The organism is Actinophytocola sp. (genome assembly GCF_035634895.1).
GTDB lineage: Bacteria > Actinomycetota > Actinomycetes > Mycobacteriales > Pseudonocardiaceae > Actinophytocola.
Map to the genome: position 1 here is coordinate 33,104 of NZ_DASQCC010000010.1, position 24,577 is coordinate 57,680.

Sequence of the window (24,577 nt, forward strand, 5' to 3'; positions counted from 1 at the left end):
TGATCGCCCCCTTTCCGAGTTCTCCGGCGTTCCGGCCGGCTTTGCCAGTGCGACCCAATCGTCGGGCCGTGGCCGGGCTACCGGCGACTTCCCGGACAGCCCAACGGAGAGGGCGACTCGGTGGAGGGGCCTCAGGTCCTCGGGTCGCGGTCGAGGGTGTCGAGTTCTCGCTGTGTTCGGGCGGCGTCGTCGTGGCGGCCCTGTTCCCGGTACAGGCGGTGGGCTTCGCGCAGTACCGTGCGGGCCTGTGTGAGCTGGCCGATGGCGCGGTGTGTCTGGCCCAGTGTCTCCAGCGTGTCGGCTGCCTCGAAGGCGTTGCCCAGGTCGCGGTAGAGGGCGACGGCGTTGGTGTAGTGGTCGATCGCCTGGGTGTGGCGGCCGCTGTGGTGGTCGATGTAGCCGAGGCTGTCGAGTACGGCCGCCTCGCCGTCGACGCTGTGCTGCTGCCGGTTCAGGGTGAGGGCGGCCTGGCAGTGTTCGCGGGCGGTCTCGTAGTCGCCCAGCTGCGCGGCGCACCAGCCGACCCCGTTGAGCGCGCGGGCTTCCCACATCGGCTTGTCGAGCCCGCGGTAGAGGTCCAGGGCCTGGCGCGCGTGCGCCAACGCCTGCCGGTCGTCGCCTCGTTGTGCGCAGACCATCCCGAGCTCGTTGTGGGCGTGGGCCTGCTCGGTGGGGTCGCGGTGGTGTTCGGCGATGGTGAGGGCGTGGCGCAGGTGGTGAAGCGCGTCCGCGTGGTGGTCCAGGCGGGCGTGGGCGAGGCCGAGGAGCCGGTGGGAGTGGGCATGGGCGGTGGGGTCGGGTAGGTGGACGGCGGCGTCGGCGGCGGCCTGCCAGGCGGTGAGCTGGTCGTGGCGGTGACCCCGGCGGTAGTGGAAGGTGTGCAGGCTCCAGGCCAGCCACCAGACGGCGGCGTACCGGTTGTGGGCGCCGGCGGTCTGTTGCGCGGCGAGCAGGCAGGCGTGTTCGGTGTCCAGCCAGGCCCACGCCGCCGAGGCGTCGGGCAGCGGCGGGAGGTGGGCACCGCCGGCCGGCGGGTCGAGCCGTACGGCGTGGTGTTGGGGATGGACGAGCTGGTCGGCGAGGTACGCCGTGTGGGTGTAGTGGTCGAGGACTCGGCCCAGCGCCGCCTCCCGAACCTCGGCGGGCAGGGCGTCGGCGGTGGTGGTGGCGTAGGCGCGGACGAGGTCGTGCATGGCATAGCGGCCGCCGGCGGTGCGCTCGACGAGCGAGGCATCGATGAGCGCCTGGAGTGCCGCGTGCGCCTCGCGTTCGGCCAGGCCGGTGAGACAGACGGCGGCGGGCAGGCCGGTGTCGGGTCCGGGGGCGATGCTCAGCAGCGCGAACACCTCGCGTTGCCGGTCGGTGAGGTGGCGCAGTGACCAGGAGAGCACGGCGGGCAGGCTGGCGGTGGGATCGTCGGAGTCCAGGGCGTCCGGACCGAGGGCGCGGAGATCGGCGGCGATGTCGCGTAGCGGCAGGCGTGGATCGGCGGCGCCGCGGGCCGCGATCAGCCCCAGCGCGAGGGGAAAGCGGCCGCACAGCTCGACCAGCTCCGTGATCACCCGGGGGTCGGCGTGTGCGTGGTCGGGGCCGAGTGCGGTGGTCAGCAGGGCATGAGCCTCCGCGTCGGTGAGCACGTCCAGGTGGACCGGGCGGGCGCCGTGGCGGGCGATGAGCCCGTGGAGCTGGTTGCGGCTGGTGATCATGACCGTGCAGTGGTGGCCGCCGGGCAGCAGCGGGATGACCTGGTCGGTGGTGGCGACGTTGTCCAGCACGATGAGCATCCGTCTGTCGGCCACCAGGCTCCGGTACGACTCGGCGCGCCGGTCGAGCTCGGCGGGCTGGTGGTCGCGGTCGACCCCCAGGGCGTCGAGGAATCCGCCGAGGACGTCGGCCGGGTGTGCCGGCCGGCCGGTGGGACTGAAGCCGTGCAGGTCGACGAACAGCTGCCCGTCGGGGAAGCGGCGCAGGTTGCGGTGTGCCCAGTGCAGGACCAACCAGGTCTTGCCGATCCCACCCGTTCCGCCGATGGCCGAGATCAGCAGCGTGGGGGAGACCCGCTCGGTGGCGAGGGTTGCTTCGAGCCGGTCCAGCTCCCGGCGGCGGCCGACGAACGGCGCCGGCGCGCCGGGCAGTTGGCGGGGGACCGCCACCGACGTCGCCTCGGCGCCTCCTGACGCGGGGTCCAGGCACGGGTCGGCAGCCAGTATTCGTTGGTGCAGAGCCTGGAGCGCCGCGCCGAGATCCGTGCCCAACTCCGCGACCAGACGCTGTCGGAGTCGCCGGTAGTGGTCGAGGGCGTCGGCCGGGCGTCCGGCGCGGTGCAGCGCCAACATGTACTGGCCGGCGGCTCGCTCGTCCAGGGGCTGCTGCCTGGTCCGCGCCGACAGCCGTGCCACCAGCTCCTCACCCTGGCCGGTGCGGAGCTGGGCGTCCACCAGGTCGTGCTCGGCGGCCCACCGTTCCTGCTGCCAGCGGTCGCGCTCGCCCTCCACCCACTCGCCGCTCAACCCGGTCAGCGGTTCTCCGCGCCACAACGCGAGCGCCTCGGTCAGCAGCTCCACCGTGCGGGTGTCGTCCCCGCCGCCGCGGGCCCGGTCGCACAGGGCACGGAACCGGAGCAGGTCGACCACCTGGTCCGGTTGGTCCAGCACCAGTGTGTAGCCGTCGGAGCGGTACACGATGGCCAACCCGCCGGCCGAGGCCTTGCGCAGCCGTGAGATGTGGCTGTGCAGCGTCGCCCGCCCCCGCCGCGGGGTGTCGACGCCCCAGACCGCCCGCACCAGCCGTTCCGCCGGCAGCAGCCGGCCGGCCTCCACCGCCAACGCGGCCAGCACACACCGTTGCCGCGGGGGCCCGAGGTCCACGTCCCGCCCGTCGACCTGCGCGGTCACCTCGCCCAGCAAGGTGATCATGGCCGCCATGCCCGCCTCCCCAACGCGACGTGTGCTTGCCACAGACATAGCGCGGTGACCAGGGCAATGCAGACATTCCGCAAGAACTTCACACGAACGGCCACGCATCGTGACACCCCGGGACCCCAGGGAGGAACGCGATGACCGGACCACGACAGCGTCTGGACCAGCCGACCAACGCCGGCCACCCCGGCCCTTGAGCCCCGCCGGTACGACCGATGCTGCGCATCCACTTCACCACCGCGGATCTCACCAGGGTGACCCTCGCCCCGCACTCGGACCCGCTGTGGGACATCGTGTTCAGTGCCTGGCGTCTGCGCGAACGCGGCTGGGCGCTGGACCACCGGCCGTGGCTGCGAGCCCTGGCGACGACGCCCCGGTCACACGTGACGCCGGTCCATGCCGGCCGCGGCGTCCTGGGAGTGCTCGCGCCCATGGGCCCCTACTTCCCGGACTTCCTCACCCCGCCCGACGGCCGGCTCGGGCTGGCCGCCGGCCTGGACGCGCTCTGCCACACCCCGCGCCGGGAGCTGCGGGCACAGCTCGGCCGGCTCGGCGGAACGGACACCCTGCCGGTCTGGACCGCCCCCATCGGCGACGGCGAACCAGCCGCGTTGACCGACCTCGCCGCGACGCTGCGCGCCTACCACCGGGTGGTGATCGCCTCCCACGCCGAGGTCGTCGACCGCGGCGTCGCGGCTGATCTCGCGCACCGCGTCCACCGGCTGACGTCCGGTGGTGTCGAGGCGCTCTGGGCGAGCATGTCGCCGGTCGTGCGGTGGCGTCCGCCGGTGCTCGAGGTCGACTACGCCATCGACCGCGAGCTGCGTCTCGGCGGCCGGGGACTGCGGCTCGTGCCGTCCTACTTCTGCCGCCGCACACCCGTCTCGTTGGCGAACCCCGACCTGCCACCCGTACTCGTCTACCCCATCGCGCAGGAGTTCGCGTGGCTGCCGGTCGCCGGTGCCGGCGGGTCGCTCGACGACCTCATCGGTGCCACCCGCGGCTCCGTGCTCCGGACGGTCGGCCCGGGTACCACCACCACGCAGATCGCCCGCCGCATCGGCATCTCGCTCGCGTCGGCGAGCCGGCACACCGCGACGCTGCGCAACGCGGGCCTGCTGCGCGGCGAACGTGACGGCACCGCCGTGCTGCACACGCTCACCCCGCTCGGGAGATCCCTGCTGGAGACAACCGGCGGCTGAGCACCGGCCGCCGCTCTTGGAGAAAACGATGAGAGGAACAGAGATGACACGCACCAGAACGATCCTGGCCACGGTCGCGCTCGCCGCCGCGGGGGTGCTCGTCACGCCGGCGAGCCCGGCCGCGGCAGTGCCCTACTGCGACATCGCGCTCGTGTGGCAGAACGCCTACGTGCCGGGCGAAAGCGCCTCCCTCCGGCCGAACTGCATGATGGCCCAGGGCGCCGGTCCGAACGGGGCGGTGCAGAACCTCCAGTACAGCCTGCGGGAATGCCACCACATGACCATCGCGACGGACGGGGAGTTCGGGCCCCAGACCAAGCGGGTGCTCACCGCGGTGCAGAGCAGCCTCGGCATCGCGGCCGACGGCGTGTACGGCCCGCAGACCGCGCGCGCCATGAGCCACCGCATCGTGGGTGGCGGTGGCTGCAAGCGGATCACGTTCTGACCACGCGACCGGGCCCGCACACCCCTCGTGTGCGGGCCCGGTCCTCTGTGGACTCCTCAGCCGATCGTGCTGTGCCAGCAGCTGTTCTGCATGACGTTCGCCGGCCACGACCAGGCCGGGAACTTGACCCAGTTGTAGGTGTTCGGCCCGTACTCGCCGTCCTCCTCCAGGCCGGCGTTGTAGGAGTCGTTCATGCGGCGTTGCAGGTCCAGCACCGCGCCGCGGGTCTGCGGCCCGTAGTCCCCGTCGATCGAGAGGTTGTAGCCGCTGCAGTACCGCAGCGCGCGTTGCAGCACCTTGACCGCGTCGTTGTTGTTGCCCTGTTCGAGGATGCAGTTGTCGTTGTAGGTCTGGTATCCGGCCGTGGGGATGTGCAGGACGTAGTCGGTGGTGTAGGGGGCGTACGCGGTCGACCAGCTCGTGCAGGTCGGCGTGGCGGCGGCGGTGACGTCGGCCGTCGCGGCGGGGGCCGTGGCCAGGACGGTCCCGGCCGCGGACACCAACCCCAGGACGGCCACCAGGAACCGGCGGATCATGACACCCACCCCGAGCAGGTCCACGGGTCGTACCAGGAACCGTCCTGCGCCTCGAAGCGGTGACAGACCCGGGCCCGGTCGTCGGACAGGTTGGCGATCATGGGCGTCCAGTACGTGCCCTCCACCCCGCTGCCGACACGCTTGCTCCGCCAGTCGGCCGCGACCCAGTTGCCCGCGTAGTACCGCTGGCTCTCGACCGCGACGCTCTTCGCGTAGCCGAGCGTCGGCAGGTAGTCGTCGACGACGATCCGGCCCCAGCGGGCCGAGCAGGCGCTGCTGTCGCGCATCGACCTGCTCCAGGAGTTCGCCCAGTACTCGGTGCCGGACACGTTCGACGCGCTCGCCGAGCAGCCGGAGCTCTGCGGGTCGCCGCCCGCACACCCGGCGCCGGTGCACAGCAGCGGTGTGGCCTGGGCGGTCGGGACCGCGGCCAGGCCGAGCGCCAGGCACAGCCCCACCAACACGATCAGAAAACGGGATCTTCTCATCGAACCTTCTTCCTGTGTCAACAGTGATTGACGATGTCGAGGAGCGAGTGGTACTCGGAGGAGGTGACCGCCAGGTGGTAGACGCGTTTGACGTGAATCCACGACCTGGCGTACGTGCACCAGTACGACGGTGTCGGCAGCCAGACGTCCGGTGGCTGGTCCTGTTTGGAGCCGTTGCTGCTGTTGGAGACGACGAGCAGCTGTGGGTGCTCGAGGTCGTTCGCGAACATGATCCTGCGCTGGTCGGTCCAGCCGCTGGCGCCGTTGCGCCAGGCGTCTTTCAGCGCGACCATGTGGTCGATGGGCACATCCTTCATCGGGGTCGGCGGGACGGTGATGACGGCGTCCGCGCCCGTGGCGTACGGGTTCGCCCACTCGCCTTCCGTCACCGGGCATCCGCTCGCCGGGACGACCCGCGTGCGGTCGCGGCGCAACACGATCTCCCGGGTCGTGCAGTTCGCACCGGCGTAGAACGCCCAGTCCCGTGACGTGGTCGGGTTGAACTTCTTCCGGTCGTACGCCGGCGGGTTCTGCGGCGGGGGATAGAACTGGAGGTCGAACAGCTCCGCCTTCGCCACCTGCGTGCTCGGCGGCGCCACCGGGCCGACGCCGTCGCGCACGGCGCCCAGCGTGGTGACGAACGCCGCGGCGTAGCGGCCCGCGCCGGCCTGCTTGGGGTGGAACGACTGTTGCGACACGAGTCCGGACGGGTCCTCGCCCTCGGTCTTGCTGACGACGACGCGGTGGATCGACTCGTTGTTCGCCTCGTCGCTCGAACAGATCTGGGACAGCTCGAACTCCTCCCTGGGGTCCGAGTAGGACACGGGGACTCGCTCGTCCCGCAGCTTGACGACCGACTCGTGCAGCGCGTCGTTGAGCAGGTCGTTCATGTCGTTCAGGAAGTCCATCTCCCCGTCGATCAGTCCGAGCGTGGTCTTGCAGACCTGCTTGCGGTACCAGGTGCCGCCGTCGCCCATGAGCGGGAACAGCCTCGGGTAGCCCATGACCACGATCCGCGCGTTCGGTGCCGCGGCACGCACCTGCCGCAGCACGGTCTCGATCGCGGGTTTGACCTGGTCGTCGATGATCGCGGGCAGAGCGACCTTCAGCGGTGCGGTCACCTGGGGTGGGTCGCCGTACCAGTCGGTCGGCGCGGCCGAGTCGCGGCAGTCCTGCAGCGGCGTGGGCGTGCCCGCTGTGCACAGGGTGATCACGTCGCTGAAGTGTGCGTCGTTGCCGCCGATACTCAGTGCGACCGTCGTCGTGGCGTCGTCCAGGAACCCCCGGTCCAGCTGGGAGAGTTCCTTGTGCTGGCCGTGCCCGCCGAAACCCTGGTTAGGCAACAGGTTCACGGTCTTCGCGCCGGAACAGGCCAGCAGGTGGTAGTCCATGGTCGGGTCGAACCGGTCCGCTCGCGCGCCGACCGTCTCGGTCGTGCCTGGCAGCACCGCCTGGCGGGACCACGCGTTGCGCGAGCGGTGGCAGCCGTTGCGCCACGCCGAGCCGCCGGTGCCGCTGTCGTCGGTCTCCGGGAAGTAGTTCCCCGCGCCGTCGCCGGAGGCGTAGGAGTCGCCGAGCACGACCAGCTGTTCGTCCGGTTTCCCGGGCAGGGGCGCGAAGGCGACGGCGTCGAAGGCGATGTCCTGGGTGCCGTCGCCCTCGCCGGTGATCGACGACAGCGTCACCGACGGCGTGCCGGCGAAGTTGAACGCGCCGAGCGACACCCAGCGGTGCTCCTGGGTCTTCTGCTGGATGCTGCGCCGCCTGGTCTGCCCGTTGCCGAGGTTGATCGTGTAGGTGCCCTGCTGGGTGTGCGCGCCGTGGTCGGGCATGGCCACCAGCACGCGCGCCCACTGGTTCAGCGACCGGTTGAGCGTCCAGGTCCCGGTGACCTCCCAGCTCTTGGCCTGGTTCGCGGGCACCGTGCGGGTGTGGGTGAACCAGAAGTGGCCGCCGAAGCCGCCGCCGATCTGGTGGAAGTCCACTTTGGAGTGATAGAGGCCGTCGGTGTGCTGGGCGAAGCGGAGACCGAAGCTGCCCTGGTTCGTCCACGTCCGCGCGCAGTCCGGCCGGACCGACGGCACCGAGTCGCCGACGTCGTCGATGACGAGCGACCCCGTTGGGAGGCCGTTCAGGTGACACCGTGGCCGGTAGCGGTTGCGTGACTCGTCGACGTACGCGCCCGCCAGGTCGGCGTCCGGTGGCTCCGCGCTGCCCGGCGTCGACAGGTTGGCCGCCTCGTACCCGCACGTGTTGCTGTTGGGGGAGCAGTCCTTCCACGACGCGGGCGAATGCCACCAGCAGTGGAAGTCGCTCGTGCGCAGGCAGGGGTTCGATGCGGTGCCGATGTTGTTGGGGTTGCACAGGTTCCCGGTGGTCGGGCTGGGGTCGCAGAACTTGCCGACCGGCGGCTTCGCGCTGGTGCGGAAGTCGTTGGAGGTCCACCAGGCCTGCTTGTAACCGCCCTCGTACCCCTCGCCGCCGGTGTACTTCACGATCGGGTAGGCCGCCCAGCCGATGACCTTCTCCGGGTACGGCCAGTGCTGCGGGTGCCGGGCGTCGTCGTAGTTGTCGTTGTCCAGGAACGGGGTGCGGTTGAACGGGTAGTCCGGGCGCGCCGGGTTGTTCGACCAGCCGAGGCCGTAGTTGCCGCCGGGTCCGTTGCCCGCCGCGTCGGTGCAGTTCGGTCCCGGGCTGCACCCGGTGGTGTTGCCGGTGCTGGCCTGCGGGTTGATCCCGCTGTTGTAGGCCCAGAGCGCGGCGAACCAGCTCTCCATCCTGCTCGCGTCACCGCCGTTGACGGTCATGCCGAGCGCGCGGGTCTGGTTCCACTTCTGTTGCAGGATGCGCAGTCCCGCCGCGATGTTGGTGGCGTAGTCGACCGCGACGGCGAGCTGCTGCTCCGGCGGGAGCAGACCCGTGCCGGTGCGCCGCATGCCGTCGGTGACCTGCGCGACGCCGTACCCGCAGTCACCGCCTGCCCAGTTGATGCCCCAGCCGTCCTCGACGCCGTAGAAGCTGCCGACCAGCGGGTTGCCGGTCACGCCCTCCGCGACGTGGAACGAGGCCTGCCACAGGTTGGACTCCTGTGCGAGCACCCCGAGCAGGATCTGCGCCGGCACGCGGCCGCCGCCGGCCAGCCCGACCGGCTCGAACATCAGCTGCGGGCGCCAGGCGACCGGCATGCCCGACTGTTTCCAGTTCACCGGGCGCTGGATGGACAGCCCGCCCTGCACGGCCTGCTCGGCCGCCCACTCCACCTGGCTCCAGTGCGGCTGGTACACCTGGATCCGCGCGTCGTTGCGCGGAACCGAACAGGCCCGGTCCTGGTCGACGGGGTTGGTGGGCGACTCCGTTCTCGGCGCGGCGTCGGGTTCCACCGGCGCCGGCCGCGTCCCCTCCGCCGCGCGCGGGGACAACCTGGCCGACGGGGTCACGACGAAGTCCACGGACTTCTCGGTCGCCCGCACGGTGGCACGCAGCGAGATCGTGCGCTCGGGCGTGGCCACGAGCGCGAGGTTCCTCGCCTGGTCGGTGCGGGTGAGCGTGACGCCGCCATCGGTGGACACCTCCGCGTCAGCGGCCACCGGCACCCGCGTGACCGCCGCCGGCAGGGCCTTCGCCATCGCGGGCCGGCCGGTCACGAACACCCGCCGCCCCGTCCCCGCGACGAGGTTGACCTCGGTGAGCGGGCCACGCCCCAGCTCGTGGGCCTGCCCGCCGGCGAGCCGCCTGACCACCGAGGTGTCGCCGTCACGTTCGAGGTAGACGATCCCGCCCGCCGAGTCCGGGTGCAGGCGGATCGCCGTGCCGCGGGTGTCCGCGACCGGTGTGGCCTTGCCGTCGTCGCCGACGCGGATGATCTGTCCACCGCGCGCGGCCAGGACGCCGCCGCCGGCCGGGACGGCGGAGGTGACCTCCCCGTCGAGCTCGAGCGAACGGACCACCGCCGCCTTCGCGGTGTCGACGACGTGCAACCGGGTCCGGCCGAGGTCGACGGCGCCGGACTGGGTCAGGACAGCGGTCTCCCCGGCGCCGCACCCGGGGTCGTAGTACGCGAGTGAGACGGTCACGTCCAGCTTGGACACCGCGCCGGAGGTCAGGTCGACCACCGCCACGAAGGCACCCCGGTCGAACAGGTAGGGCCGGTTCGTGAAGTGGCGGGGAGCGTAGACGACGACCGCCTTCGTCCCCGACTCGGTCAGGCAGGCGTTGCCGATCCACCGGTCGGTCTCCAGCCACGGCTCGGCGAGCGTCGCCGCGGTACGCCAGGTGTACCCGGAGCTCGCGTCGGCGACCAACAGGTGGAACCCGGTCGAGTCGCCGTCGGTGGTCCAGGCGAGGTCGTGGGAGGACTGCCATCCGGCGGGCAGTACACGGTCCCGCACCACGGGATCGACGGTGGACGGATCGGCGGGGGCGAGTTGGGCCGCTCCCGCCGGCTCACCGGCAGCGACGGCGGTGGCGGCGGGAGCGACGGTGGCGAACGACGGCAGCAGGGCCGTGGCAAGTGCGACCGCCACGGCGAGTGGTGCGAGTCTCGGCAGGCGCATCGCCACAGCATCGGGACCGCGCGCCAACCCGACCAGAAGACTTGCACCTCAACGCAAACACACAGGACGACAGGATTCGCCTCGGTCGCGGTGGAACACGAGTTTTGCCGGGCCGCGGGATACCACCGATCCGACGTGGACGCCGGACCCGACGTCCGAGCGGAAGCTGCCCCGCCTGGTGCAAGCACCCCTGCCTGGGGCAGCGCACAGCGTCCCGCACTGGGGCTATTACCGGCGGGTAACCCCCTTATGTTGGTGGGGTCGATCATCAGGCGGGCCCGGGTGATCGACCCCGGGCCCCAGGTAAAACCGGCGATTGGCGTCGCATGGGTGACGACGCCAATCGCCGCCTGCCCCGGTCCACAGTCAATCGATGACCGCGGCTGTTCGGGCAGTCCTTTCTTTTCTTGCGCACTGTGGAATGTGGAGAACAATCATGGCGATTACCCGTGCGGCGAAAACCCGGACGTCATCCCGTCGGTCATGGTGGCTGGCCGGTGGCATGCTCGGCCTGGCGATTGGCTACTTCTTCTGGTACACCCCCTACGCCGCGCTCACCAAGTCGTTGTCGGCCGGGTTGCTGCCCGGCATGGACGCACAGGTCGGCGGTTTCGTACTGCTGCCCGCCGCCGCGTTGGGCACGCTGGTCGGCGCGTCGCTGTTCCTGGGCCTGACCGGCTGGTGGCGCTACATCGGCACCCGCGAGGTGCTGGGCCGGGCCCGAAGGTTTCCCAGCCGCACCATGATCGTCGCCGGGTTCTTCATGGCGCTGGTGATCGCCACCACCACCCTGAACTACACCTTCGCCGGGGTGTCGATCCTGTTCATGCTGCTGATGATGCGTGCCGGTGTGCTGATCCTGTCCCCGATCGTCGACACCGTGCGCCGCCGCCGCGTCCGCGTCTACTCCTGGGCCGCGCTGGTGTTCAGCCTCGGCGCGGTCGCCACCGCGCTGGCCGACGTGAACTCCTACACCCTCACCCTGGGCGCCGTGGCCAGCCTCGCCGTCTACTACGCCGGCTACACCGGCCGGTTCCAGATCATGAGCCGGGTAGCCAAGACCGGCGACGAGCACACCGACCGCCGCTACTTCGCGGAAGAGGCCATCTCCTCCGCGGTGTGGCAGTTGCTGCTGTGCGCCGTGATCGCCGCCACCGGACTCGGACCGATCCCCGCCGCGCTGCGCGAGGGGTTCAGCACCTTCCTGCTCACCCCCGCCGTGCTCCCCGCGTTCGGGATCGGGCTGCTGTACTCCGCGCTCTACGTCTACGGCACCCTCATCTACCTCGACCCCCGCGAGTACACCTGGTGCGTCCCCGCCAACCGGTGCGCCAGCCTGCTCTCCGGCCTGGTCGCGTCCTTCGGCCTCACCGCCCTCGCCGGCATCGCCGCCCCCGGCACCGGCCAACTCGTCGGCACCGGGTTCGTCGCGCTGGCCATCCTCGCCCTGTCCTTCCCCGCCATCCGATCGGCCCTGCGCCCGTCCCCACCGCTGATGCTGTTCATCTGCGGCGGCAACACCTGCCGCTCCGCCATGGCCGAGACCATCGCCCGCGCCGCCCTGGCCACCACCCGCTGGCGGGTCACCAGCGCCGGCCTGAACGCGACCCCGGACACCCCCATGCCCGAACACGCCCGCGCCGCACTGACCCGGCTCGGCATCCCCACAGCCGAGCACCGCGCCCGCCAGGTCACCCCCGAGCTCATCGCCCAGGCCCACACCGTCTACACCATGACCGCCGCCCACCGCGACGCCATCCTCGCCCTGGCTCCCCAAGCCGCGGACAAGACCATCTGCCTCGACCCCGCCGGCGACATCGCCGACCCCCACGGCTCCGCACCCACCGCCTACCAGGACTGTGCCACCCACCTCCACACCGTGATCCACCAACGGCTCGTCCCCGACAACACCAGCCCAACCCCCGCTCGGTAAGCGCCCACACCCGGCCGACGGGCAGGAGGTGAGCGACGAACCACGCCACCACCGCCGCTCACGAGTGGCGCCACCCGGCGAACGGCGGCCGGCCCGCGTTCTGGCAGCCCACCGGCAGCCGGCGGGCCGGGCGCCGGCCGGGAACCACACGTTCGTCGGCAACACCGGATCCGTGCCCGGCCACACCTCACCTTGAACTGAGATCTCGCTGCCGCAATACCGCTTCATTTACGCGAACCATACCGATACCGTCGACCATTTGTCCGCGGAGAACTAAGGGCGACCGCCGACGATCACCCCGGCTCGTGACCTGATATTCCTTGTCCGCCAACGCATCCACATCGGGATAAAGAGCAATCGCGCGTTGCGGCATATTAGGCCGTATTCTGGGCGATCAGTATCGAGGTCAAGGAGCCGAAAGGGATGTTCGGCCAGGTACTGGAGGCCCTCACCGGCATGTTGGACAAGCTCGCCTCCGGCGGCCTCGACGCCGCGTCATCAGCCGTCACCGCACGTCTCGGCGACGCTGTCGCCGTTGACATCGAGCCGGGTCCGACACCTCGGAACCTCGAGTGAACCGGGTTCATCACCGCATCAGAACGGCCTTTCCGTGGCAGGGCCTCGCGTCCACACGGGACCGTCGACACCGTCCGTGTGCGGCGCATGGCCGCCGGTCGTCTGCCGGAGCAGTGCGAGGGCTTCCTCTGCCGGGGATCCGGCGGGGGTCGTGCACACGATGAGCATCTGGTCCGGTGAACGGGCGATCGACAGCGTCTGCTGTGTCACGGTCACCGTGCCGACGACGGGATGGTGTAGCTCGTAGGAGGCGGCGTCGCACGGGGCGACGCGGTGGTCTGCCCAGAGTGCGACGAACTCCGGGCTCTTCATGGTCAGCTCGCCGATCAGCTCCGCGAGCGGTGGGTCGTCCGGGTGCCTGCCGACGGTGGCGCGCAGGTTGCCGACCACCGCGCGGGCCTTGCGTCTCCAGTTCGCGTACAGCTCCCGGCAGTGTGGGTCCAGGAACAGCAGCCGGCTCATGTTCGGGCGCCGCGCCGGGTCGTCCGGGCTGTGGAAGTCCAGGTGGCCGGCCAGCAGGGCGTGCCCGAGCACGTTCCATGCCAGCACGTCCGTCCGCCGGCCGAGCACCAGCGCCGGGACGCCGTCGACGGCGCGGAGGAGGTCGCGCGTCTCGTCGGCGAGCTTCTCGGGCCGGGGGCGGCTCGCCCGGGGCGCGTGGCGGGCGGCGCCGGCGAGCAGGTCGAGATGCTCGCGCTCGTGGTCGTCGAGCAGCAGGGCGCGGGCGATCGCGTCGAGCACCTCGGGCGAGGCCCCGCGGGACAGGCCCTGTTCCAGCCGGGTGTAGTACGACACGCTGACACCGGCCAGCTGGGCCAGCTCCTCGCGCCGGAGCCCGGCCACCCGCCTGCGGTGCCCGAAGTCGCGCAGGCCGACGTCCCCGGGTCGCAGCCGCGATCGTCGTGCGTGCAGGAAGTCACCGAGCGGGCCAGGTCCGTCCATCGCCCCCAGTATTCGGGGTGGGGTCCGCTCCCGGCCACACCCTGCGAGGGGTACGACGAAGCGGGAGTGGTTCGGGTGCGCCCGCGTGTCCAGGCTCGGTCTCGTTCCACGACCTGCCCCACCCCCGAGGACGGACCACATGGATCAGATCATCCTGGGCGATGTCAGCGTCACCCGCGTCAAGGAGTTCTACGGCTCGGTCGAATTGACCCCCGGCCAGTTCTTTCCGGAGAGTCCCGGCGGCTCGTGGGACGAGCACCGTGGCTGGCTGGCGCCGGACTTCTGGAACCCGGAGACGGACCAGTGCCATGCGGCGATCCAGTCCTGGCTTCTGCGCAGCGAGGGGCGCACGATCCTCGTCGACACCGGCGTGGGCAACCACAAGGACCGGCCGTACACGCCGGTGTGGAGCCGGCTGGACACGAGCTACCTCGACAACCTCGCCGCCGCCGGGGTGGCGCCGGAGGACGTCGACATCGTGGTCAACACCCATCTGCACGTCGACCACGTTGGCTGGAACACCCGCCTCGACGGCCGGACGTGGGTGCCGACCTTCCCGAACGCCACGTACCTGATGACGCGGCGCGACTTCGAGTTCTGGGACCCGGCCAACGAGCACAGGCCCGTGCTGGGCCGCGGGAACCAGAACGTCTTCGAGGACAGCGTCACGCCGGTCCACCAGGCGGGGCTGACCCACCTGTGGGAGGGGTCGTACCGGATCGACCGGAACCTGCGGCTCGATCTCGCCCCGGGGCACACCCCCGGCTCGTCCGTGCTCACCCTGGACTCCGGCGGCGAGCGGGCCCTGTTCGTCGGGGATCTGGTGCACACGGCGTTGCAGATCGTGGAGCCGGCGATCAACTCCTGCTTCTGCGAGGACCCGGCCGAGTCCCGGGCCACCCGTCACCGGCTGCTCGGCCGCGCCGCCGAGCACCGCGCGCTGGTCTTCCCGGCGCACTTCGGCGGCCAAGGTGCCGCGGAGGTCGCGCGGGCCGGGTCGAAGTTCGTGATCAAGGAGTGGGCGGGCTTCTCCCGCATCTCCTGAAGCCCGAGAGAGGAGGCGTTTCGGTGTCCCAGCAGGCAGATCCGGTCGTCGAGACCCCGGCGGGCGCCGTGCGCGGCGTCCACACCGCGGCCGGCGAGCACTACCGTGCCATCCCCTACGCGGCGGCGCCGGCCGGCGCCCGCCGTTTCGCCCCGCCCGCGCCGCATCCTGGCTGGTCCGGCGTCCGCGACGGCACGCGGCCCTCGCCCACGGCTCCCCAGCCGGCCCGTGACTTCGGCCGGCTCGACATGGTCCCCTACTTCGGGCCGGGCTGGGTGCGGGGCGAGGAGTACCTGACCGTCGACGTCCGCACGCCCGCCGCCGGCCGCGGCCGGCGGCCCGTCATGGTCTTCGTGCACGGCGGCGGGTTCGTCACCGGCTCGACCCGCGCCGCGCTCTACGACGGCAGTGCGTTCGCCCGCGACGGCGTCGTCCTCGTCACGGTGAACTACCGCCTCGGCGTGCCCGGTTTCCTCGACCTGGCGGGTGCGCCGGCCAACCGCGGGCTGCTCGACGTGCTCGCCGCACTCACCTGGGTGCGCGCCACGATCGCGGTGTTCGGCGGTGACCCGGAGAAGGTCACGGTCTTCGGCCAGTCCGCCGGCGCCACGCTCATCGGCGCGCTGCTCGCGACACCGGCGGCCGACGGCCTGTTCCGGCGGGCGATCATGCAGAGCGGCAGCGGCACCGGCGCCTTCACCCCGGAACAGGCGCGACGGGTCACCGCCGCGGCGGCCACCGCGCTGGGCGTCGAACCGACCGCCGAGGCGTTCGCCGCGATCCCGGACGAACGCTTCCTGGCGATCCTGCCCGCGCTGGCCGGCCTCGACCTGCGCACGAGCACCGCCACGGACCCGCTGGCCGGCCTCAGCCCGTTCGGCCTGGTACTCCCGGTCCAGCCCGCCGACGCGCTCACCGACGGCCCGGCCGCCGACGTCGACCTCCTCATCGGTACCAACACCGAAGAGGGCCACCTCTACCTCGTGCCGCAGGGCGGCCTGGAGTCGTCCACCGAGGCGGACGTGCTCGCCACCGCCGCCCGGGTGCACGCGGACCCGAGGACCGCGGTCGCCGCGCATCGCGCGGTACGGCCGGCCGCGACACCGGGCGAGCTACGCTCCGATGTGCTTGGGGAGGCCCTGTTCGGCGCCGGGACGATGCGCATGGCGCGGGCCCACGCACGGATCTCGGGCGGCCACACCCACGTCTACTCCTTCGGGTACCGTTCGACGGCGCTGGCCGGCCGGCTCGGCGCCGCTCACACCGTCGAGCTGCCGTTCGTGTTCGACAGCGCCGAACAACCGTGGCTGCACGGCGACACCGGCCTACTCGGCCCCGACCCCACCCCGCCCGGCCTCGCGGCCGGGGTGCACGCCGCCTGGGTTGCGTTCGCCGGCACCGGGAACCCGGGCTGGCCCCCGTACGACCCGCGACGGCCCTCCGCACAGGCCATCGGCGGCTGAGCGCCACTCGCCGGCCAGGGGCGCGGTCGGTCGCCACACTCCAGCAACCGACCACGCCCCAAGGCCCGTCGAGGCCGCCCGGGGGAAGCACGGGGCCGGCGCCCCCAACCCGGTGAGGGCGCCGGCCCGTACCCGCGTCGGGCGATCAGCGTTGCAGCGTCAGCACGCCCGGCCGGTAGGGCAGGAGGCCGTAGTCGCCGCCGGAGCTGGGGCTACGACCCTGGTAGAGGAACTGCAGGTTGCAGGGATCGATGGTCTTGGTCTGGTCGGGGTTGCTGCGGATCAGGTCGCCGTGACTGATGTCGTTGGTCCAGGTCGCGCCGCTGTTCGCCTTGCCGGCGAAGGGGTTGCCCTCGGAGGCGGCCTGCGGGGTCCACGAACCGCCCAGGCTGCTGGACGTGAACGAGCGGAAGTAGCGTCCGTTGCTCCCGATCGCCTCGACGATCATCAGGTACTGGTTCTGGCCCTGGACCTTGTAGACCTCGACCGCTTCGAACAGGTTGTTCGTCGAGTCGCTCATGATCTGCGTGTACGACGAGCCGAAGCTGCCCGGGAAGTTCCCGATGGGCATGCTGGCACGGTAGATCTTCCCGTTGTCGCCGGCGAAGAACAGGTACATGTTCGTGCCGTCGCCGATGAGTGTCTGGTCGATGGGTCCCGTGCCGGAGCCGGAGATGCTCCCGGTGAACAGCGGCTGCGCCGACGACCATCCATTCGGGTTGGTCGGGTCGCTCGACGTCTTGTAGCTGAACGCGGTCGGACCCCACTGGTAGGCGAGCACCCAGATGTTCCTCGGGGCGAAGTAGAGCAGCGTGGGTGCGACGGTGCCGGAGCTCATCCCGTTCTGGCTGGCCGACGCCATGTCGGACCAGTTCGTGAAGGTGCTGAAGTTCATCGAGCCCCAGCTCGAGCCCGTGTCGTGCGTCGTCGCGTAGACCAGGTGCCTGCCGTTGTAGACGACGTGGGTGAAGTCCTTGAGCGAGACCCACCCCTGCCGCGGGTTCGCCAGCGATCCCGTGGACGACCAGCGGTACGTCGACGGAAGGGTGCACGCGCTGGGCGGGGCGTCGTCCAGGCGGACGAGCTGCCACTGCTGGTTGGTCCCGTTCCAGTCGCTGTACTGGACGACGGCCGCGCCGTCCGCGGTCGACGCGTTCTGCACCTCGACGGCCTTGCCGCTGTTGCCGTTGATCAGCCTGACGTAGCCGCTGTCGGAGTCGGCGAGCCGGAACTGCTGGTTGGTGCCGTTGAGGTCCGTCCACTGCTGGACCCGCGCGCCGTCGGCGGTCGACCGGTTGCCGATGTCCAGGACCTTGCCGGAGTTCTTCGACTTCAGCCGGTAGAAGCCGTTGCCGGAGTCCACGAACTGCCACTGCTGGTTGGCTCCGTCGTGACGGGACCACTGGTTGACCACCGCGCCGTCGGCGGTGGACGTGTTGGAGACGTCCAGCGCCTTCCCGCTGTTGCGGTTGACCAGCACATACCACGCACTCGTGTCGACCGTCGCCGCCGACGCCGCACTGGTGTCGAGCGCGACCGCCGCGCTGGCCGCGAGGACGGTCCCGAGCAGGGTGGCCAGCACGCGTGCCCCACCGCGCCGGACTCGACCGCTACGGTGGGGTGCCGCCCTGGGTGGCACGGTCGGTGGGGCCTGGCCCATCGAACTCATGGTGGTTCTCCTTACGGTGTCAGGGCCGCACGAGGCCCGAGATGCGTAACAGGGAGACCGGATCCGCGTTCCCGGACCGGCCGCGGCGTTGGCCATGAGGGTGACCGCGAGGACGGCGACCAGTCCGACGCGCCGGCCACGTCGGCGGTCCTGCTCGGACTCACGGTGGATCCCATGACTGCTCCTTGCCGAGGCAACAGCGAATCACCGTGACGGCGCCAACTATGTTAGCGCTAACATTCACGGCCGCAGAACGTCGTGTCAAATAGGCATTGAAAGGATTGGTTAACGTCGCCGCCTCATGAGGTTGCCAGATTGTTTCCGAACCTTCAAGAGGTAACTGGGAGCGCTCACAATATTCCCAAGTGAACAGCGCCGGCGACCAATGGCGCGGCACCGACGGCCGGAAGTTTCGAGCCGTCCGCGTCAGGTGACCGAGCCGACGGGCGGGCCCACCAGGCGGGTCACTCGGCGGTCGCGGCCGGGAAACCGGCCCCCACAAAGAGGAAGATGCCCTCGCGCACATGTAGCGAGGGCATCTCCTTTTCGGCAGGTCCGGTACTTTGTCGGAGCGCCAACCTGCCGGGTCCGAGGGTTTGCGGCTACCTGGCCGGGGCCGCGAGCCCGGCGTCGCCGGCGCGGGCCGCGTCGAAGCGGCGGGTGACGTCGGTCCAGTTGACCAGGTTCCACAGCTTCTGGACGTAGTCGGGGCGGACGTTGCGGTACTGCAGGTAGTAGGCGTGCTCCCAGGCGTCGAACACCAGGACCGGGGTGGTGTTCATGCCGACGTTGCCGTGGTGGTCGTACACCTGCTCCACGACGAGCCGCTGGGACAGTGGCTCCCAGGCGAGTACGCCCCACCCGGAGCCCTGCACGGTCGCGGTGGCGCTGGACAGCTGCTTGCTGAACGCCTCGAACGACCCGAAGTGCTCGTCGATGGCCGCGGCAAGCTCGCCGTCGGGGCGGTCGCCGCCGTCGGGGGAGAGGTTGTCCCAGAAGATCGTGTGCAGCACGTGACCGGACAGGTTGAACGCGAAGGTCTTCTCGAGGCCGACGAGTCCGGAGAAGTCCTCCTTCTCGCGGGTCTCGGCCAGCCGTTCGAGCGTGTCGTTGGCGCCCTTCACGTACGCGGCGTGGTGCTTGCTGTGGTGGAGCTCCAGGATCTCCCCGGTGATCGCGGGTTCGAGCGCGCCGTAGTCGTAGGGCATGTCCGGGAGCACGTACTGAACGGTCATGGAGCGAACATACTCCCCAGTTGCCAATGATGTGCAACAGCCAGTATGCCTCGATAGTGTCGCTGGACGCTAACCCCGGTCGGTGATGGTCAGCACGGGTACGTTCTCCGCGATGCCGACGACGACGTGCTGCCCGCCGTGTAGCTCACCCGACAGCAGCGCGTGGGAGAGCCGGCGGTCGACCTCCCTCGCTATGGTCCGGCGCAGGGGGCGGGCGCCGTACTCCGGGACGTAGCCGCTCGTGGCCAGCCAGGACAGGGCCTGCTCGTCGACCTCCAGGGTGATGGCCTGTTCGCGCAGGCGGTCGCGGGTGTCCTCCAGCAGCAGTGCGGTGATCCGGCGCAGCTGCTCGGCGTCCAGGCCGCGGAACAGGATGATCTCGTCGAGCCGGTTCAGGAACTCGGGCCGGAAGTGGCGGCCGACGGCGGCCAGCAACGGGTCGCGCACCTGCTCGACGGGGACGTCGGACATCGCGGCGGCCAGCAGTTGGTCGGCGCCGATGTTGCTCGTCATGATGATCACCGTGTTGGCGAAGTCGGCGGTGCGTCCGTGCGCGTCGGTCAGCCGTCCGGCGTCCAGCACCTGGAGCAGCGTGTTGAAGACCTCCGGGTGGGCCTTCTCGACCTCGTCCAGCAGCACCACCGAGTACGGGGTGCGGCGGACGGCGCCGGTGAGCCGGCCGCCCTCCTCGTAGCCCGCGTAGCCGGGTGGTGCTCCGGTCAACCGCGTGACCGTGTGTTCCTGGGCGAACTCGCTCATGTCGAACCGGATCAGCCGGTCCGCCGAGCCGTACAGCGCCTCGGCGAGCGCCCGCGCGACCTCCGTCTTGCCCACCCCGGTCGGGCCGAGGAACAGGAACGACCCGATCGGCCGTCGCGGGTGTTTGAGCCCCGCCCGGCTCCGCCGCACGGCGTCGGCCACGGCCTCGACCGCCTCGTCCTGCCCGACGATCCGCCGGTGGAGCTGTTCCTCCAGGTGCAGCAGCCGGTGTCGTTCGCTCTCGGTGAGCTGTGCTACCGGGATGCCGGTGCTGCGGGACACGACCTCCGCGACGTCGTTCGCCCCCACCTCCGGTGCGGTCGCCAGGACCGCCCGGGCGGCGTCCAACTCCGCGACGGCCTCGGCGAGCCGCTCGTCGTCCTCCTGTGTCAGCCGGCGGACCCTGTCCTCGAGCGCGGCGATGTCCGGCGCCGCGGACTTCTGCCGCAGCCGCGCCCGCGCGCTCGCCCGGTCCATGAGGTCGATCGCCTTGTCCGGCAGGAACCTCTCGGTGACATACCGCGCCGACAGCTCGACGGCCGCCACCACGGCCTCGTCGGCGATGCGGACGACGTGGTGCTGTTCGTACCGCGCGCGCAGGCCCTCGAGCATCGCCACGGCCTCCCGCGCCGACGGCTCGTCCACGACCACGGGCTGGAACCGCCGCTCCAGCGCGGCGTCCTTCGCGATGTGTCGCTGGTAGTCCTCGACGGTGGTGGCGCCGATGACCTGCAACCGTCCGCTGGTCAACGCGGGCTTGAGGATGTTCGCGGCGTCCATCACCGCCCCTTCCGCGCTGCCCGCGCCGATCACGGTGTGTAGCTCGTCGATGAACAGCATGACCATCCGGTTGGTCGCGGTGACCTCGTCGATGACGCTCTGCAGGCGTTCCTCGAACTCCCCGCGGTACTTCGAGCCGGCCACCATGGCCGCGAGGTCGACGGAGATCAGGCGGCGGCCGCTCAGCGTGGGTGGCACGTCGTCGCTCGCGATCCGCGCCGCGATGCCCTCGACGATGGCGGTCTTGCCCACGCCCGGGTCCCCGACCAGGACGGGGTTGTTCTTGGTGCGGCGCGACAGCACCTCGATGATCTCGTCGATCACGTCGTCCCGGCCCACCACCGGGTCCAGCGCCCCGTCCCTGGCGGCGGCCGTCAGGTCGCGCCCGAAGCGCTCCGCCCGGCGGGTCTCCGAGCCGGGGGCGCCGAGGCCGGCGAACAGCCGGCCCACGAGATCCTCCAGCGGATTGGACCCGAAACCGAAGAAGTCGTCAGCCATTCGCCCGCCACCTTCCCGCCGTGGACAGCGGTACGACCAATCCTCCTCGTCCGGAGGGCCGGCGCAACCTCGTGGCAGGTGGGCGTCGAGCGGAACGCTCCGGCCCGAATCGGGAAACGTTGGTTTGCGTGACTCCTCCCGGTCTGGCGCGGTACGGTCCAGCCGACAGGGAGGAATTCACCATGAAGCTTCGAGTCATGTTTGTTTCCATCCTTACGCTTATCGCGTTGGTCGCGCCGGTGTCGGCCGCCTCCGCGGCGGTGACCTCGGGGGCGATCTTCAACGACCCGACGGTGCCGGCGAAGCAGCGGGTGATCGCCGACCACATCCGGTCGCTGATCCAGGGCGCCGCCGCGGGTTCGAGCATCCGCATCGCGATCTACCACTTCGACGACGCGGCCGTCGCGAGTGACATCGTCGCGGCGAAGGACCGCGGCGTGGACGTGCGGATGGTGATGGACTACTCGACGTCCACCACCGGCCCGGCGACGACGGTGATCCAGGCGCTCGGCAGCAGGGTGACCCTCTGCACTAAGGACGCCGCGTGCATCGGCAGCCAGGGCACGCCGATCATGCACAACAAGTTCTTCCTGTTCTCCAACACGTCCGGCTCGACGAACGTGGTCGTGCAGTCCTCGGCGAACCTGAACAGGAGCAACACCAACTCGTACTGGAACAACGCGGTCACGATGGTGGGCAACACCGCCCTGTACAACGGATATCTGTCCTACTTCAACGACTTGGCGGCCAAGGCGAAGAACAACGACTACTACCGGACCGTCTCCGCCGGCAACACGAAGGCGTACTTCTTCCCCCGTGCGGGCACCAACGAGTCGACCGACACGATCTACAACATGCTGACGGACAACGTCACCTGTGAGGGGAACACGTCCACCGGCACGGAAACCGGGCGCACGATCATCCGCATCGCCATGTGGTACTTCAGCCGGGACGACATCGCCCGGCGGCTGCGCGCGCTCGCCGACGACAAGTGCTGGATCGAGGTCGTGTACACGACCATGGACGCCGGCAGCAAGGGCCACCTCAGCGGACACGACCGGATCGTGCTGTACCAGATCGACGACGGCACCTACATCGTCCACTCGAAGTACATGCTGATCGAGGGCACCTACGCCGGTCAGAAGGACACCAAGTGGGTCGTGACCGGCAGCCACAACTACACCAACGCCGCGTTGCGGGAGAACGACGAGGCGATGGTGCGGATCCAGTCCGCGCCGATCCACGACCAGTACCGGTCGAACTTCTGGGCACTGCGGGCCGCCGCGTCCTGATCTCCGTTTCGCCCCGTCAGGTCCTCGCCGGGGCGGTCGGTCCCATGACGAGCGGCCAGAAGATGTTGTCGACGATCGACCGGATCCGCTCGGGGGAGACCGGCCGCAGGGTCATGAGGATGTCGTGGCGCACGAGCTGGAACGGCAGGTCGAGCACGTCCTGCGGGATCCGCGTGAGGTCGATCTCGCCGCGCTCGTGCGCCCGGCGGAACACCGCGCCGGACCGCCACGGGGCGCTGTCGCCGAGCACGATGCGGCGGACGTCCTCCGGGGTGATACCGGCACTGTCGTGGAGGCCCGTCAACGTCGCGCCGACGAGTGTCGCGAACTCGGTCCGGCCGGCGTTGAGGTTCTCCAGCAGCGCGAGCATGTCCTCGCGCAGGTCGCCGGTGTCCGGGATCACGACCGGATGAGTGTCGCCGTAGTGGCGGATGGTGGCGAGCACGAGGTCGTTCTTGTTCGTCCAGCGGCGGTACAGCACCGCGACCCCGGTCTTCGCGCGGTCCGCGACCGACTCCATGGTCAGCTTCGCGAAGCCGACCGTCGCCAGTTCCTCCCACGCCGCGGTGAGGAGCGCGTGTTCGAGCTCGGCCCCCCGGCGCCGACGTCTGACCGCGTCGGACGCCGTCGTCGCGGGCCCGGTCCGCTCGCTCACCATACCTCCAGGATAAGAGACGTTTGCATTCCTTCGCCAGGGCTCCTACTCTCGACGTTAAGGAATGGATCCAACTCTTAAGGGGGGTGTGATGGCCACGGACACACAGGCGGGCGACAGGGTCGACCCGAAGGTGGTCAGAACGGCGCTGATCCTGGTCGTCGGGGGGATGGCGGTCGTCTTCGACACGACGATCGTCAGCGTCGCGCTGCATCGGCTGGCGACGAGCCTCCACGTGCCGGTCTCGACGGTCCAGTGGGTGACCACCGGCTACCTGCTCGCGCTCGGCGTGGCGGTGCCGCTCAGCATCTGGGCGCTCGCCCGCTTCGGCGGCAAACGGGTCTGGATGTTCGCCCTCACGGTGTTCCTCGCCGGCTCGGTCGGCTCGAGTCTCGCGTGGGACGCGGGGTCGCTCATCGCCTGGCGCGTCGTGCAGGGGCTCGGCGGTGGCCTGATGCTGCCGGTGATGACGACGCTCATCATGCAGGCGGCGGGTGGGCGCGCGCTCGGCCGCACGACGACCTGGGTGGCGCTACCCGCACTGCTCGGGCCGATCCTCGGACCGCTGCTCGGCGGCGCGATCATCACCGACCTGAGCTGGCGCTTCATGTTCTGGGTCAACGTGCCGTTCTGCGTCGCCGGCCTGATCCTCGCGGGCCGCCACCTGGCGGACGACAGGCCGGCCGCCTCCGCCGCGCGGCCCCGGCTCGACGTGTGGGGGCTCGTGCTGCTCACCCCGGGCATCGCGACGGTGATCCTCGGGCTCTCGAACGCCGGCTCCGCGGACGGGTTCGACCACCCCGGGGTCATCGCGCCGCTCGCCGTCGGCGTCGCCTTCCTCACCGCCTTCACGGTCTACGCGCTGCGTCGCCGCGACCCGCTCGTGGACCTCCGGCTGCTCGCGGCGCGCTCGGTCGGGTCCTCGTCCTCGGTGCTGTTCCTGTCGGGCTTCTCGCTGTACGGGGCGATGCTGCTGCTGCCGCTGTACTACCAGGAGATCCGCGGCGTGAGCGCGCTGACCGCCGGGCTCATGCTCGTGCCGCAGGGGATCGGGACACTGCTCAGCCGTCAGGTCGCCGGACCGCTCACCGACCGGATCGGGGCTCGCTCGATCGCCGTGGTCGGGTTCCTCGTCGTCGCGGCCGCGACCGTGCCGTTCGCCTCCGTCGACGCGACGAGCAACGGCTGGCTGCTCGCGCTGTGGCTGCTGATCCGCGGCGTCGGGCTCGGCGCCGTCACCATGCCGGTCATCACCGCCTCCTACGTCGGACTCGACCGTGCGCAGATCGCGCACTCGAGCGTCCTGACGCGGACCGCCCAGCAGCTCGGCGGATCGTTCGGCACCGCCGTGCTCGCCGTCATCCTGGAGCAGTCCATCGCCGGCACCGGGACGGGCGCGGTCGTGTCGGGCTTCCACGTCGCGTTCTGGTGGGCGACGGGGTTCTCGCTCGTCGCGACCGCGCTGTGCGCATGGCTGCCGGGACGCAACCAGGTCCGGGCCGCCGCGGCCGCGGCCGCGCGCCCGGCGCCCGCCGAGACGGAGCAGGCGGCCGTCTCGGGAACCGGCCGGTGATCGTTGACCGGGCGC

17 protein-coding genes are annotated in these 24,577 nt (G+C 70.7%); 8 read left to right on the forward strand and 9 right to left on the reverse strand.

Annotation, left to right across the window (positions count from 1 at the left end; all coding sequences use genetic code 11):
* Nucleotides 1–131 precede the first annotated feature (131 nt).
* Nucleotides 132–2,924, reverse strand: a complete 2,793-nt coding sequence (locus tag VET29_RS01950; protein ID WP_324913715.1) for an AfsR/SARP family transcriptional regulator — start codon at nt 2,922–2,924, stop codon at nt 132–134.
* Nucleotides 2,925–3,133: 209 nt separating this feature from the next.
* Here VET29_RS01950 and VET29_RS01955 point away from each other — a divergent pair, with 209 nt between their 5' ends.
* Both VET29_RS01955 and VET29_RS01960 read left to right on the forward strand, forming a co-directional pair.
* Complete coding sequence (locus tag VET29_RS01955) at nt 3,134–4,120, forward strand: ArsR/SmtB family transcription factor (RefSeq protein WP_324913717.1); 987 nt, start codon at nt 3,134–3,136, stop codon at nt 4,118–4,120.
* Nucleotides 4,121–4,163: 43 nt separating this feature from the next.
* Nucleotides 4,164–4,565, forward strand: coding sequence for a peptidoglycan-binding domain-containing protein (locus VET29_RS01960; protein ID WP_324913719.1), 402 nt, complete (start codon nt 4,164–4,166; stop codon nt 4,563–4,565).
* Nucleotides 4,566–4,621: 56 nt separating this feature from the next.
* Here the strand turns inward: VET29_RS01960 and VET29_RS01965 are convergent, their stop codons facing one another.
* The 3 genes from VET29_RS01965 to VET29_RS01975 are packed head-to-tail and all read right to left on the reverse strand — an operon-like array spanning nt 4,622 to nt 10,142.
* The gene (locus VET29_RS01965; RefSeq protein WP_324913722.1) at nt 4,622–5,101 is read right to left on the reverse strand and encodes a peptidoglycan-binding domain-containing protein; all 480 of its coding nucleotides are present in this window, start codon (nt 5,099–5,101) and stop codon (nt 4,622–4,624) included.
* Nucleotides 5,098–5,589 carry a hypothetical protein gene (locus VET29_RS01970; protein WP_324913724.1) on the reverse strand — a complete coding sequence of 164 codons (492 nt, stop codon included), beginning with the start codon at nt 5,587–5,589 and terminating at the stop codon, nt 5,098–5,100. The genes VET29_RS01965 and VET29_RS01970 overlap by 4 nt, the downstream gene beginning before the upstream one ends.
* Before the next feature lie 17 nt (nt 5,590–5,606).
* Nucleotides 5,607–10,142 (reverse strand): SGNH/GDSL hydrolase family protein, encoded by a 4,536-nt coding sequence (locus VET29_RS01975; protein WP_324913725.1) that lies wholly within the window; start codon nt 10,140–10,142, stop codon nt 5,607–5,609.
* 436 nt (nt 10,143–10,578) lie between these two features.
* Here VET29_RS01975 and VET29_RS01980 point away from each other — a divergent pair, with 436 nt between their 5' ends.
* Nucleotides 10,579–12,075, forward strand: coding sequence for a hypothetical protein (locus tag VET29_RS01980; protein WP_324913727.1), 1,497 nt, complete (start codon nt 10,579–10,581; stop codon nt 12,073–12,075).
* Between the two features lie 423 nt (nt 12,076–12,498).
* Nucleotides 12,499–12,651, forward strand: a complete 153-nt coding sequence (locus tag VET29_RS01985; RefSeq protein WP_324913729.1) for a hypothetical protein — start codon at nt 12,499–12,501, stop codon at nt 12,649–12,651.
* Nucleotides 12,652–12,669: 18 nt separating this feature from the next.
* Here the strand turns inward: VET29_RS01985 and VET29_RS01990 are convergent, their stop codons facing one another.
* Nucleotides 12,670–13,593: a helix-turn-helix transcriptional regulator gene (locus VET29_RS01990; protein WP_324913731.1), complete on the reverse strand. Its 924-nt coding sequence runs from the start codon at nt 13,591–13,593 to the stop codon at nt 12,670–12,672.
* A 139-nt stretch (nt 13,594–13,732) separates the two neighbouring features.
* Here VET29_RS01990 and VET29_RS01995 point away from each other — a divergent pair, with 139 nt between their 5' ends.
* The gene (locus VET29_RS01995) at nt 13,733–14,638 is read left to right on the forward strand and encodes an MBL fold metallo-hydrolase (RefSeq protein WP_324913733.1); all 906 of its coding nucleotides are present in this window, start codon (nt 13,733–13,735) and stop codon (nt 14,636–14,638) included.
* A gap of 23 nt (nt 14,639–14,661) precedes the next feature.
* Nucleotides 14,662–16,101 (forward strand): carboxylesterase/lipase family protein, encoded by a 1,440-nt coding sequence (locus VET29_RS02000; protein WP_324913735.1) that lies wholly within the window; start codon nt 14,662–14,664, stop codon nt 16,099–16,101.
* A gap of 145 nt (nt 16,102–16,246) precedes the next feature.
* Here VET29_RS02000 and VET29_RS02005 read toward each other — a convergent pair whose 3' ends face one another.
* The 3 genes from VET29_RS02005 to VET29_RS02015 all read right to left on the reverse strand — a co-directional run bounded on the left by VET29_RS02005 (nt 16,247) and on the right by VET29_RS02015 (nt 21,042).
* A complete protein-coding gene (locus VET29_RS02005) occupies nt 16,247–17,770 on the reverse strand; it encodes a non-reducing end alpha-L-arabinofuranosidase family hydrolase (protein ID WP_324913737.1) in 1,524 nt (507 codons plus the stop codon).
* A 602-nt stretch (nt 17,771–18,372) separates the two neighbouring features.
* The gene (locus tag VET29_RS02010) at nt 18,373–19,005 is read right to left on the reverse strand and encodes a superoxide dismutase (protein WP_324913739.1); all 633 of its coding nucleotides are present in this window, start codon (nt 19,003–19,005) and stop codon (nt 18,373–18,375) included.
* A gap of 69 nt (nt 19,006–19,074) precedes the next feature.
* Entirely contained in the window at nt 19,075–21,042 is a 1,968-nt protein-coding gene (locus VET29_RS02015) for an ATP-dependent Clp protease ATP-binding subunit (RefSeq protein WP_324913741.1), read from the reverse strand.
* 227 nt (nt 21,043–21,269) lie between these two features.
* Between VET29_RS02015 and VET29_RS02020 the strand changes: the two genes are divergently transcribed.
* Nucleotides 21,270–22,334, forward strand: a complete 1,065-nt coding sequence (locus tag VET29_RS02020) for a phospholipase D-like domain-containing protein (RefSeq protein ID WP_324913743.1) — start codon at nt 21,270–21,272, stop codon at nt 22,332–22,334.
* A gap of 16 nt (nt 22,335–22,350) precedes the next feature.
* Here VET29_RS02020 and VET29_RS02025 read toward each other — a convergent pair whose 3' ends face one another.
* On the reverse strand, nt 22,351–22,992 hold the full coding sequence (locus VET29_RS02025; RefSeq protein WP_324913745.1) for a TetR/AcrR family transcriptional regulator: 642 nt from the start codon (nt 22,990–22,992) through the stop codon (nt 22,351–22,353).
* Nucleotides 22,993–23,080: 88 nt separating this feature from the next.
* Here VET29_RS02025 and VET29_RS02030 point away from each other — a divergent pair, with 88 nt between their 5' ends.
* Complete coding sequence (locus VET29_RS02030; RefSeq protein WP_324913747.1) at nt 23,081–24,562, forward strand: MDR family MFS transporter; 1,482 nt, start codon at nt 23,081–23,083, stop codon at nt 24,560–24,562.
* Nucleotides 24,563–24,577: the final 15 nt, after the last annotated feature.